We start from the raw sequence: 13,071 nt of genomic DNA on the forward strand, positions 1-13,071 counted from the left end.
AAATTGAGATTTATGAACACATATGATATCATTGTTTTAGGAAGCGGTCCTGGTGGATATGTTACCGCTATTAGAGCGTCACAACTTGGATTTAAAACAGCTATAGTAGAAAAAGAAAGCTTAGGAGGAGTATGCCTTAATTGGGGATGTATACCTACTAAAGCCTTATTAAAAAGTGCACAAGTTTTTGAGTATCTTAAGCATGCTTCAGACTATGGATTAACCGTAGATAATGTAGATAAAGATTTTGATGCTGTTGTAAAACGTAGTCGTTCTGTGGCAGAAGGAATGAGCAAAGGAGTTCAGTTCTTGATGAAAAAGAACAAAATTGACGTTATCAATGGTTTTGGTAAGTTAAAGGCAAATAACAAGATTACAGTTACAGACGCTGACGGAAAAGCTACAGATTATGAAGCAAAACATATTGTTATTGCTACAGGAGCACGCGCCAGAGAGTTACCTAATCTACCTGTAGATGGTAAAAAAGTTATAGAATACCGCAAAGCTATGAGCTTAGAATCTCAACCAAAGAAAATGATTGTTGTAGGTTCTGGAGCCATAGGGGTAGAATTTGCTCACTTTTATAATGCGATGGGAACAGAGGTTACAATTGTAGAATTCTTGCCTAATCTCGTTCCATTAGAAGATGAAGAAGTATCTAAACAATTTGAACGCAGTTTCAAAAAAGCAGGAATCAAAGTGATGACAAACTCTTCTGTAGAAAGTGTAGATACTAGTGGAGATGGTGTCAAAGCAACTGTAAAAACCAAAAAAGGAGAAGAAATTTTAGAAGCAGATGTGGTTTTATCAGCAGTTGGGATCAAAACTAATATTGAAAATATCGGATTAGAAGAATTAGGAATTGCTACTGATAGAGATAAAATTGTAGTTAATGATTGGTATCAAACCAATATTCCCGGGGTTTATGCTATTGGTGATGTTGTTGCAGGTCCTGCACTTGCGCATGTTGCTTCTGCAGAGGGTATTACCTGTGTAGAAAAAATAGCAGGCTTACATGTCGAAGCTATTGACTATGGTAATATACCCGGTTGTACTTATGCAACACCAGAAATTGCTAGTGTTGGTATGACAGAAAAACAGGCAAAAGAAGCCGGTTATGAAATAAAAGTAGGTAAATTTCCTTTTTCTGCTTCAGGAAAAGCAAGTGCATCAGGAAATAAAGATGGTTTTGTAAAAGTAATTTTTGATGCCAAATATGGAGAGTGGTTAGGCTGCCATATGATAGGTGCAGGAGTTACAGATATGATTGCTGAAGCTGTATTAGGTAGAAAGCTAGAAACTACAGGTCATGAAGTACTTAAAGCCATACACCCTCACCCTACTATGAGTGAAGCTGTTATGGAGGCCGTTGCAGATGCTTATGATGAAGTTATTCATCTATAATTAATAATATTAGCTATAATTATAATAAAATAAGGCTGGGATATTTTATCCCAGCCTTATTTTATTATATAAGAGAGTATAGACAAGATCAAACTTATTTATAAAAAGCTTTGTATTCCTAAAATATAACTTTGCATACCAAAACCAAGAATAACCCCTTTTGCATTTGGAGAAATAAATGATTTATGTCTGAAGGCCTCACGGTTATATGTATTTGAAATATGTACTTCTACTACGGGTACAGAAACAGCTTTTATAGCATCTGCTATAGCTATCGATGTGTGAGTATAAGCTCCTGCGTTTAATACAATCCCATCATATAATTCATCGGCCTCTTGAATTTTAGTAATTAATTCTCCCTCTATATTAGATTGATGATAAGACAAACTGATGGTATCAAATTTATCTTGTAACTCTAAAAAAAAGTCATTGAATGTCTGGCTACCATAAATTTCAGGTTCTCTTTTGCCCAATAAATTTAGGTTAGGACCATTTAGTATTAAAAGTTTCATTAATTATTCTTCAAATTGATTATTAATACGTCTGTTGTTTTTTGTTTTAAATAAATATCCTGCAGAAATCTGTATAACAGTGTTGTTATCTGTAATCATATCAATTTCACTGAGATTACTTAATCCTAAATTATACCTTGCCTGGATAAACACTCCACTTTCAGCTTTATACTCGATTCCAAAAACCCAACTAAAATCAAAATCACTAAAAGAATCAAAAAACTCATCGGGAGAATTATCAAAAGATTCTGATACATTAGCCAAATTAGAAAACTGTGGCCCTGTTTCAAGACCAAACCGTGGAGTAAAAAATAATTTAGTAATGATTGGGAGCGATAAATAATTTAAACTGATTTTATTCTCCCCTCTCTCCTCTTCTATCTTATATCCTTGCGCAGAATATAGTAATTCTGGTTGTATATAAATTCGTTGTGTAATAGGAAATTCTATAACGGCTCCAAGGTGCATACGTACTCTTGCGTCAGTATCTTCTGTGTCTCCGGTAATATTTGAATAATTAAGCCCAAATTTAAAACCTGCTCTTGTGTATAAAGGTTCTTCATCTTGTTGTCCATAAGAAGCACTTAACATACAAAAAACAAGAGAGCCAAATATTAAAAACTTTTTAATCATAATATAAGTAGTGTTAATGATTCAAAAATAAGTTTATTTTTCGAATTCAGTGTATTTATAAAATCTTACAAAATACTTACAGCGCATTAAGATACTTTGTTTTACTTTCAATTTTAGTATTCCCTCCTTTAAGTAAGGGATATTCAATAAAATACGATACTTTAAGAATACTAAATAGTTATTTTATAATTATAGTTTGATTAAATACGATTCGACAAAATCACTTTTAAAATCGTTATAAAACAAAATTAACATATTATTGTCAAAAATTAACAATACTGTAACTTATGTATTTATAATCTCCAAACCTTTGTTATATCTATGTTTTAAAAAATTATTAAACTTTTTTCGTAGTTGTTTGATTTACAATAACAAAACCTGTGTTAGCTTTTTTTTATCGATAAACGGCAAAAAATTTAGATTTTATTAACGTCTTAGAAGGATAAAGTAGCCTACATTTGACCCGAAATTTTAAACAAACAGTTATTATGAAAAAATTAATTTTATCCGCAATTGCAGTATTTGCTTTTACTTTTGCTCAAGCTCAAGAAGAAAGTGGTACTCCTGGATTTGCAAAAGGAGACCTATTTATTTCTGGTGCTATAGGAATTAATTCTGAAGAAACAGGAGATTTTAAAACATCTTCATTTACAATTGCTCCTAGAGCTGGTTATTTTTTAACAGAAAATATAGCTGCTGGTCTTAGACTAGGGTATACTGCTAGAAATGTTGAGCAAGGAAATGCTGATTTTGATGTTAATACTTTTCAAATTGGGGCATTTGGTCGTTATTATGCTACTCCTACAAACAGATTTTCTTTGTTTGGTGAGCTAGGGTTTGGATACTTTTCTACAGATGACGAAAACTTTAATGGAAGTGGACAAGACGTAACTGTAGATGGTTTTGACATCGGTGTAAGACCTGGTATTAGCTATTTCTTTAGTAATAATTTTGCTGTAGAAGCTTTAATCGGAGCATTAAGTTATAGAACTTCTGAGCCAGATATTAATGGAGCAGAGTCTACAGATACTTTTGATTTTAGCCTAGATTTAGAAAACATTAATCTTGGATTAATTTATAAGTTCTAATTCTTATAAGTATATAAACACTTTTATAAAATAAAAACCACCCTGTGAATTATCTCAGGGTGGTTTTTGTTATTTTAGCTATAATGAAATGGAAACATGCCATACAGGATTTTGAAAACTACTTACGAATAGAAAGAGGATTATCTGATAATTCGATTATTAATTATATACTTGATATACAACGACTATTAAAATATCTAGAACATCAAGATAATTCATCAACCCCTTTATCAATAAAAAAAGAAACGCTACAACAATTTGTATTTGAAACGGCAAAATTGGTAAATCCAAGATCACAATCAAGGATTATTTCAGGTCTGAAAAGCTTTTTTAACTATCTTGTTTTTGAAGAATATAGAGAATCTAATCCAATGGAGCTTATAGAAGCTCCTAAAATAGGTAGAAAATTGCCAGATACGTTATCAGTTGATGAAATCGATACAATTATTTCACAAATTGATTTAGGAAAACCAGAAGGAGAAAGAAACAGGGCTATCATAGAGACTCTTTATGGCTGCGGTCTACGAGTTAGTGAATTAATCACATTACGATTATCAGATCTTTTTTTTAAAGAAGGTTTTATAAGTATTACGGGTAAAGGAGATAAACAAAGATTTGTTCCTATTGGGGAAACTACTCAAAAATATATCAATATTTATATTAATGATATTAGATGTCATCTGGATATTAAAGATGGCCATGAAGATACATTATTCTTAAACCGAAGAGGTAGACAACTCACAAGAGCTATGATATTTACAATCATTAAAAAACTTGTAGAAAAATCCGGTATCCGGAAACAGATAAGCCCACATACTTTTCGACATTCTTTTGCCACACATTTATTAGAAAACGGTGCTGATCTTAGAGCAATTCAACTAATGCTCGGCCATGAAAGCATTACTACAACTGAGATTTATATGCATATAGATAGAAGTCATTTAACTGAAGTAATACATAGTTTTCATCCTAGAAAATGAAAGATCGGTATCCCTTCAACTTCACTCTACTATTTTTTTTGGCATTGTTCATTAGCACTACTAATGCTTATACACAAGTTTTAAAAGCTAATGGAGGTGTTCTATTAAATGCAGAAATTACAATTGGTAATCAAAATCAATGGCTCAAATTAGGAGTTTTTGGTTTTGGAACATTACAATACAAAGATTTATCATTAGAAAGTGGACTATCAATTGCTTCTTATACATTTTTAAAGCGTCATACAATTGCATCTCCCGGAATTGCCTATTCATATGAGTTTTTTGCTCTAGGCGGAATAGGAAAAAACAGTAATCTATTAGGTTCTTCTATATCAAATATGAATACTAATCTATTATTTAATCCTAATGGAGAGGGAGGGTTCAATGGATTAGGGTTTGGTTTTGGAAAAGATTATTTACCTGGTAATTTAAAATCATACGGACTTCGAAGAGGAGCTTTCCTGATGCGTTTTAGTAATTCGAATCACAATCTGCATCTTGCTTTCTTAAATGATTTTAAGATAGGATGGTTTAATGGTTCACGTACTGATTATGGAGTAACCGGTAGTTTAGATATAGGTTTTACCAAAATCAAAGATCTTACAACTATTTATCAATTAGGTTTTGGAGTAGATCTTTTTACCCCTAGGCCTAACTATAGTTTATCTCCAAGAAAAACAATCAATTCTGATGATGGGCGTAAAAATGTATGGTATATGCTTCCACCATACAAAGATTTATTTTATGGAAATCTTTACCTATATGGCACATTACAAGGAGAACATCTCATGGCACATACAAAACTGGGAATCAATAGTCAAAAAGCAGGAGCGTTTATACAAAATACATTACACGATGGCATTGGACTTAATCCTCGTTTTCCCTGGGCGGTAGAAACAAAAGATAAACTTTATATAGAAATTAGTGGTAATGCTATATATAAAAATATTTCAGAATGAAAATGCAGTACTACATGTATATAATATTACTATTCATCGCTAGTGGATGTAATACTTATAAAACATTTTATCAAACTACTTTTTCGTCAATACCGGATACAGATATTTCAAAAATATATAGGTTGAATCTTAGCGATCAAAATTTGGAGACATTACCCCTATCTGCTTCAAAATTGAGTTCATTAAGAATGTTAGATTTAAGTGGAAATACAGACCTTAATCTAGAAACTGTTTTTGAGCAATTGCATTATAAAGATCATATTGAAGTACTCATTCTTGATCATTTGACTATTGATAAATTACCAAAATCAATTAGTGCTTTTACAAGCCTAAAACACATTTCTTTAGCATATAATCCAAATCTTGACCTGAAACATACTTTAGAACTTTTAAAAACACTTCCTATAGTGTTTTTGAATCTTCAAGGAAACCAAATTACTGATCTTCCTGAAGAAATAGCTGGGTTACATCATCTTAGAGATCTTAATTTGTCTTATAATAAGATCCATAATGAAAAAAGTTATGAATATTTAGGAACATTGCCAAAACTCTATTCTGTTTGGATTGATCATAATGAGTTCGATGAACTTCCCAAAACTATTGGTACACTGGATCAGATTCGTTTTTTGTATATCGATCATAATCATCTAAAAACACTTCCAAAAGAAATGTCACAGCTTAAAACCTGGGTAATACATGCAGGATATAACAATTTTGATACGCTTCCTGAAGTGTTTACAGATATGCAATCATTATTTATGGTGCATATCAATCATAATCAAATCTCAACCATTCCAAAAGCCTATGAAACTAAAAAATACCCTTTAGCTGGTCTTATTTTGGATGGTAATCCTCTACCATCAACAGAGAAAAAAAAGGCACAAAAATTATTTAAAAGTTTTTTTCTACTGTCTTTTGAGCAAAAATAAACTCCCAAAAAGGGAGTTCTGCTTTATTTGATCAAAAAGTTGAATGATTTTGAATTTTAAAGAAGGTTACTTCTCCAACGTACCTGTGATAAAAAAGTTATTGGTACTCATAGTATTTACCTGATTTGCCGTTGCATTATTTGTCGATAATACTTGTATATCAAAAGGTTCATTACTATTATCACCATTTTCTGGCTCTACAGTAATAAACACATTTCTATTTGTGATATCAGCAGGAAAAGCAATATTAATTAGGTTTCCAGCAGAAGTGTTCAAGAAATCTTCACCGGGAATTTGAGGCGCATCACCTTGTCCACTAAAAATGTCATTCTCATCTGATTGACTTGTATCACTAAATTTCCCCAAAGAAAGATTTACATTATTACCGTTTCTATCGCTTAGTACTACCCATGCTTCGTATTTCCACCCAGGATTCAAAGTTGGTAATGATAATGCTGATGATAGATTTGTAGTAGCACTCAACTCATTTGTAAACCATATACCATTAGGTTCGTTACTTGGAGCACTGCCCGTAAATGTTCTTAAAACAAAACTCCCCGAAATCGAAGAAAAATCTCCAATAGCATCTACAGATGATATTTGCGCGGTATTACTATTAGTACTCAATCTGGCAGAAGCAATTCTGGTACTTGATGGAGTATTGCTATTAGCAGTATTATCTTCTATTGTGATAAAGAAATCAGTAGCAGCATCCAGTTCATCAGAAACTACTTCAAAATTCTTTGGAAAATCAACATCCTGAAAAGTACCTAATTCAATAGTATTCGAATTAGTTCTGATCCATGCTTTATAAACAACATTACCCTCGAGCATGTTTAGATTAAGAATGTTTATTGTTAATGTAGTTGTAGCTGGCCCATCATCATCACTAGAACATGAGGTAAATAACATCCCGGTAAAAATAATTGCTATGAATAAAATCTTTTTAGTTGTCATCATTTGTTTCTTTATATGTTATAATAAAATTAATGATATTACATTTGAGTAAACTTTAAAATTTACATAAAATTGTAACAGAATGTTAGCTTTTATAAATGAAGTGGTTTAAACTTTTTTAATTGAAGCGAGAAATCGTTAGTTTTTGATCATTTTGAAGCTTTTTTTGCGTTGCATAGCAGCGCTACGGAACAATAAAAAATCAAAAAAGGGCGAAAAGAAACATTTTATAACCAATTGAAAAAAGTTTAAACCACTTTAATATTAATACTATTGATTTTTATCAACATTCTTTGAATTTTTAAACAATTCTAGGAAAGCATTTCCGATATGATCTATGATATCACTTGCAATTAAAGCTTCGAATCCATTTTTTTGTGCGACAAGATCTCCTGCACTTCCATGTAAATATACTCCAAATATAGCGGCATGTAAAGGAGTATACCCTTGAGATAATAGCCCTGTAATTATCCCTGAGAGGACATCGCCACTACCTGCAGTTGCCATACCGGGATTTCCATTATTATTTACAAATAATTGATCATTATAAATAACCATAGAATTAGCTCCTTTTATAATAACGATACAATTATTTTCTTTTGAGAAGGATTTTACTTTTTCAATTTTTTCAAAATCATCATCCCATTCCCTTATTAAACGTTCTAATTCTTTTGGATGTGGTGTCAAAATCGTTTCAGGAGCAAGTTTCTTTAATAACTTAGGGTTTTTGGCTAAAATGTTCAATCCATCCGCATCGATTACTAATGGATGCGTATTAGTATTCAAAAAAGATTCAAAAGCTTTTATTGTTTTTTCATGCGTACCAATTCCCATACCAATTCCTATAGCGGTAGGCTCATAATCAAACGTAATTTCTTCTATTAAATCTTCATTATCATCTGTAATAACCATAGCTTCCGGCAATGCAGTTTGTAATATACTATAACCACACTCAGGCACGTATGTACTTGCTAATCCTGCACCAGTTCTTAATGCGGCTTTGGTCGCTAGAACAACACTTCCGATTTTACCATAACTCCCTCCTATCAATAAGCAATGCCCATAGGTTCCTTTATGGCTAAATTTAGCTCTGTTTTTATATAAAGATACTGCTTCATATGGACCAATTAACTCTCCTACTCCAGATTCGTTGACTATAAAGTTACGATCAAGTCCTATATCAATTACCTGTACATCTCTAGTATAATTTCCTGTTTGAGGAAGAAAAAATATCAATTTAGGTAATTGAAAAGTAACTGTTATATCTGCAAATATTACGGCTTCTGCGTCTTCTGGAACCTTATTAGTATACAATCCAGAAGGAATATCAATAGAAAGCGTAAAACACCTTAATGTATTGAGGCGTTTAATTGATTGAGCAACCCAAGGTACTAGAGGTCTATTAAGGCCAATCCCAAAAATTGCATCTATAACGATACTTTGTGGTTCTATCTCAGGAAAATCTTCTTCGCTTTTTAATTGTATTGGCCATTCGTTTGTTGTCTCCTTTAAACGATCATAATTTGCTAAAAAATTTTTTGATCGATTTTCGCTAAAATTCACAATGTATGTCTTTACATGATATCCATGTGTGATTAATAACCTTGATACGACTAGACCATCGCCTCCATTATTGCCAATACCACAAAATATGTGTATCGGTACCGCTGCTCCATTAAGTTTATTATGGATGATATTAAAAACCTGAGTAGCGGCACGTTCCATTAGTTCTAGAGAGGTCAATTGTTGATTTTGCATAGTCGCATGATCAGCTTTTTGCATTTGTTTTGCCGAGAATATTTTCATAAATAAACTTTAATGATTAGTTATTTTTTCGGGATCAAATATATTCAATTTTGAATTTGCTATTTTATGCTATCTTATTGTAAATTATTCAACAAAATAAGCTAATAATTAGAGAATACATAAAAGTTTATGAATACCCTTAAATTAAGTTTTCTCTTAGATCAAAAACATATACATTTGATTCAGCAAAAATTAAATAAGATCTAATGTTTAGCATGGTCACAATATTAGTTTTAATTTTAGGTTCGATTATGATTATCGACGCTACTTCTATTACACGTATTTTTTCTACGATTACCCTTAGGGGTTAATTACATTTATATCACCACCGCTATTATCTTTTTGTTGTTTTAAGAAAACAAATAAAAGACCACCAATAAACAATCAATTTATTTCAACTTTAAAACATACTTTTTATGAACGTTCTAAAATTTGGAGGTTCGTCTGTTGCTAATGCTGCAACAATAGAAAACGTAATAGAAATCATTCAAAAACAATCAAACTCCTCTCCTATTTATGTAGTTGTCTCAGCAATGGGAGGCGTTACAGATTTATTATTAAAGGCCGGAAAACAAGCATCTCATAATGATGAAGAGTATAAAAATACTTTGGCAGAAATAGAACAAAGACATTTTGAAGCAATTAAAACTCTTATTCCTGTTTTATCACAAAGTGCTATCATAAGTAAAGTAAAATCAGAGCTTAATGCTTTAGAATCTATCTGCGAAGGTATTTACTTACTAAGTGAGCTATCACCAAAAACAATAGCAGTGATTTCTAGTTTTGGTGAGATGTTATCTTCATACATTATTTCTGAAGCTGCAAAAGCAAAAGGATTAGATATTACATTAAAAGATTCAAGAGATCTTATTGTAAAAGCAGAAAATGGAAAAGTAGCAATCCATTATAATGAAACAAATAAAAGAATACAAGAGTTTCAAAAAAACAATACACATAGAGTTACTTTATTTCCTGGTTTTGTTGCCAGAACACAAGAGGGTGAGCCTACAACATTAGGCCGAGGAGGATCAGATTTTACTGCAGCTATTCTTGCAGCAGCCTTAGAAGCAAATGAGCTACACATTTGGACTGATGTAAGTGGTATGTATACAGCAAACCCAAAACTAGTAAAACAAGCTAAGCCTGTATCACATATTTCTTATCATGAGGCTATGGAATTATCACATTTTGGTGCTAAAGTCATTTATCCTCCAACCATACATCCTGTGCTCGAGAACAATATTCCGATTCTGATCAAAAATACCTTTAATCCTTCAGACAAGGGTACACTTATAACCAGAACTGTCGATGATAGAAAAAAACCGGTTACAGGAATAAGTCATATCGAAAACATCGCTATTATCTCATTAGAAGGTAGTGGTATGGTAGGTATTCCAGGGTTTTCAAAGCGTTTATTTGAAACTTTATTTTTAGAGAATATTAATATTATACTAATCACTCAAGCTTCCTCAGAACATTCAATATGTTTGGCTGTAGAAGCAGAAGATGCCGAAAAAGCTAAACATGTTCTTGATATTGCTTTTGAGTTTGAAATTTCGAAAGGAAAACTAGACCCCGTAAAAATTGAGCATCATGCAGCTATTGTTGCTTTGGTTGGTGATAACATGTATCATCATCAAGGATTAAGTGGTAAAATGTTTAGTACCCTTGGTAAAAACAATGTAAATATAAGAGCAATAGCACAAGGAGCTTCAGAAAAAAATATATCTGTAGTCATAGAGAAAAAAGATATTAAAAAAGCACTCAATGTTTTACATGAACGCTTTTTTGAAGTAAAAACAAAACAGCTCAATCTTTTTATTACCGGTGTAGGAAATGTAGGGAGTAAACTTTTGGAGCAATTAGAACAACAAAAAGAATATTTAAAAAATAAATTACAACTAAAAATTAGAGTAGTTGGACTCTCTAACTCCAGAAAAATGATTTTTGACGAAAGTGGAGTGAACTTAAAAAAATGGCAAGAAGTACTCACATCGGGAGAAACAGCAGATGCAACCGCTTTTTTCAATAGAGCAAAAGAAATGAACTTACGGAACTCCATTTTTGTAGACAATACTGCTAATCCTGATATCGCAAATGTGTATAAGCATTACCTCAAAGAAAGTATGGCAGTTGTAACTTGTAATAAAATCGCTTGCGCAGATGCTTATATTCATTATGAAGAATTACAAAACTTATCAAGAAAATTTAGTGCTTCTTTTTTATATGAAACTAATGTTGGTGCAGGTTTACCGATAATTGATACATTAAATAACCTTATCGCTTCCGGAGATAATATTCATAAAATTCAGGCTGTATTATCAGGAAGTTTAAATTTTGTTTTTAATAATTACAAAGAAGATATTTTATTTCATGATGTTGTACAACAAGCTAAAGAAGAAGGATATACAGAACCAGATCCCAAGATAGATTTAAGTGGTGTGGATGTAGCTCGAAAAATATTAATCTTAGCCAGAGAAAGTGGTAAAGTTATGGAACTTGAAGATATCGAAAATGATGCATTTTTACCAAAAGAAACCTTGAACACAAAATCAGTAGAAGAATTTTTTGTATCTCTACAGAAAAATGAAGAGCATTTTAAAGCTATTTTGCAAGAAGCTTCTCAAAAAGATTGTAGGTTGAAATATGTAGCTCAGTACGAAGACGGAAAAGCAAAAGTAGGATTACAACACATACCTGCTGATCATCCATTTTATAACTTAGAAGGAAGTGATAACATTGTATTATTTTATACGGATAGATATCCACAACAACCTCTTATTGTAAAAGGAGCCGGTGCCGGAGCAGCCGTAACAGCTTCAGGTATTTTTGCAGATATTATTAGGATCGGGAAAAAATAGAGAACATATCATGAGTAAAAGTCTAAAAATATTTGCTCCGGCAACAGTAGCTAATTTATCGTGTGGTTTTGATGTCTTAGGGTGTTGTTTGGATACTGTAGGTGATGAAATGGTGATTTCACTTTCATCTACGCCTGGTGTAAAAATCACTAAAATTGTTGGAGCAACACTTCCTTTCGAAACACATAAAAATGTTGCAGGTGTTGCTACAGAAGCACTTCTAAAAGAATATGGAAAAAACATTGGAATCGAGATAGAGATTTACAAAAAGATAAAAGCCGGTAGTGGTATTGGTAGCAGTGCTGCAAGTAGTGCCGGAGCTGTTTGGGCTGTAAATCATTTACTCGATTCTCCTTTTACTCCAAATCAATTGATCCCATTTGCAATGGAAGGTGAAAAACTGGCAAGTGGTAATGCCCATGCAGATAATGTGGCTCCTGCCCTACTTGGTGGTTTTACATTGGTTAGAAGTTACTCGCCTTTGGATGTAATCAAATTACACACTCCAAAAGATCTTTTTATGACAGTTATCCACCCACAAATAGAAGTAAAAACCTCTGATTCTAGATCAGTGATTAAAAATAAAGTATCATTACAAAAAGCAATTCATCAGTGGGGTAATGTAGGAGGATTAGTCGCCGGTCTATATACAGAAGATTATCAACTTATCGGTCGCAGTCTTGAAGATGTAATTATAGAACCATTACGTTCTATTTTAATTCCAGAATTTGATACTGTAAAAACAACAGCGCTCAAAAATGGGGCTTTAGGTTGCGGAATATCAGGTTCAGGCCCTTCTATTTTTGCATTAAGCCGAGGAAATCAAAATGCTATTGTAATTGCAGAACACATCAAAAAAATATATGATACAACGGGAATTGATTTTGATATTCATGTTTCAAAAATTAATAATAACGGAGTTAAAATTTTAAATAACTAAAG

At 32.2% G+C, this 13,071-nt stretch carries 11 protein-coding genes; 7 read left to right on the top strand and 4 right to left on the bottom strand.

Going from position 1 to position 13,071, the window contains the following annotated elements; translation table 11 throughout:
• Positions 1-12 precede the first annotated feature (12 nt).
• Positions 13-1,404, top strand: coding sequence for a dihydrolipoyl dehydrogenase (gene lpdA / locus FHK87_RS01810; protein WP_140589081.1), 1,392 nt, complete (start codon positions 13-15; stop codon positions 1,402-1,404).
• 98 nt (positions 1,405-1,502) lie between these two features.
• Here lpdA and aroQ read toward each other — a convergent pair whose 3' ends face one another.
• Together aroQ and FHK87_RS01820 are read right to left on the bottom strand one after the other, a co-directional pair.
• A complete protein-coding gene (gene aroQ, locus FHK87_RS01815) occupies positions 1,503-1,916 on the bottom strand; it encodes a type II 3-dehydroquinate dehydratase (protein ID WP_140589084.1) in 414 nt (137 codons plus the stop codon).
• A gap of 3 nt (positions 1,917-1,919) precedes the next feature.
• Complete coding sequence (locus FHK87_RS01820) at positions 1,920-2,549, bottom strand: porin family protein (protein ID WP_140589087.1); 630 nt, start codon at positions 2,547-2,549, stop codon at positions 1,920-1,922.
• A 488-nt stretch (positions 2,550-3,037) separates the two neighbouring features.
• Between FHK87_RS01820 and FHK87_RS01825 the strand changes: the two genes are divergently transcribed.
• From FHK87_RS01825 to FHK87_RS01840, 4 genes are all read left to right on the top strand, one after another.
• Positions 3,038-3,637 carry an outer membrane beta-barrel protein gene (locus FHK87_RS01825; protein WP_140589090.1) on the top strand — a complete coding sequence of 200 codons (600 nt, stop codon included), beginning with the start codon at positions 3,038-3,040 and terminating at the stop codon, positions 3,635-3,637.
• A gap of 83 nt (positions 3,638-3,720) precedes the next feature.
• Positions 3,721-4,617 (top strand): site-specific tyrosine recombinase XerD, encoded by an 897-nt coding sequence (gene xerD / locus FHK87_RS01830; protein WP_140589864.1) that lies wholly within the window; start codon positions 3,721-3,723, stop codon positions 4,615-4,617.
• Complete coding sequence (locus FHK87_RS01835; protein WP_140589093.1) at positions 4,614-5,576, top strand: hypothetical protein; 963 nt, start codon at positions 4,614-4,616, stop codon at positions 5,574-5,576. The genes xerD and FHK87_RS01835 overlap by 4 nt, the downstream gene beginning before the upstream one ends.
• 14 nt (positions 5,577-5,590) lie before the next feature.
• Entirely contained in the window at positions 5,591-6,505 is a 915-nt protein-coding gene (locus FHK87_RS01840) for a leucine-rich repeat domain-containing protein (protein WP_140589095.1), read from the top strand.
• 66 nt (positions 6,506-6,571) lie between these two features.
• On the opposite strand, the gene FHK87_RS01845 is transcribed toward FHK87_RS01840, so the two are convergent.
• Together FHK87_RS01845 and FHK87_RS01850 are read right to left on the bottom strand one after the other, a co-directional pair.
• A complete protein-coding gene (locus FHK87_RS01845; RefSeq protein WP_140589097.1) occupies positions 6,572-7,465 on the bottom strand; it encodes a hypothetical protein in 894 nt (297 codons plus the stop codon).
• Positions 7,466-7,732: 267 nt separating this feature from the next.
• Positions 7,733-9,268, bottom strand: coding sequence for an NAD(P)H-hydrate dehydratase (locus FHK87_RS01850; protein ID WP_140589099.1), 1,536 nt, complete (start codon positions 9,266-9,268; stop codon positions 7,733-7,735).
• 416 nt (positions 9,269-9,684) lie between these two features.
• On the opposite strand from FHK87_RS01850, the gene thrA reads away from it, so the two are divergent.
• Together thrA and FHK87_RS01860 are read left to right on the top strand one after the other, a co-directional pair.
• Entirely contained in the window at positions 9,685-12,129 is a 2,445-nt protein-coding gene (gene thrA, locus FHK87_RS01855) for a bifunctional aspartate kinase/homoserine dehydrogenase I (RefSeq protein WP_140589102.1), read from the top strand.
• A 10-nt stretch (positions 12,130-12,139) separates the two neighbouring features.
• Positions 12,140-13,069 (top strand): homoserine kinase, encoded by a 930-nt coding sequence (locus FHK87_RS01860; protein ID WP_140589104.1) that lies wholly within the window; start codon positions 12,140-12,142, stop codon positions 13,067-13,069.
• Positions 13,070-13,071: the final 2 nt, after the last annotated feature.

It is taken from the genome of Aquimarina algicola (assembly GCF_006443095.1).
Lineage (GTDB): Bacteria > Bacteroidota > Bacteroidia > Flavobacteriales > Flavobacteriaceae > Aquimarina > Aquimarina algicola.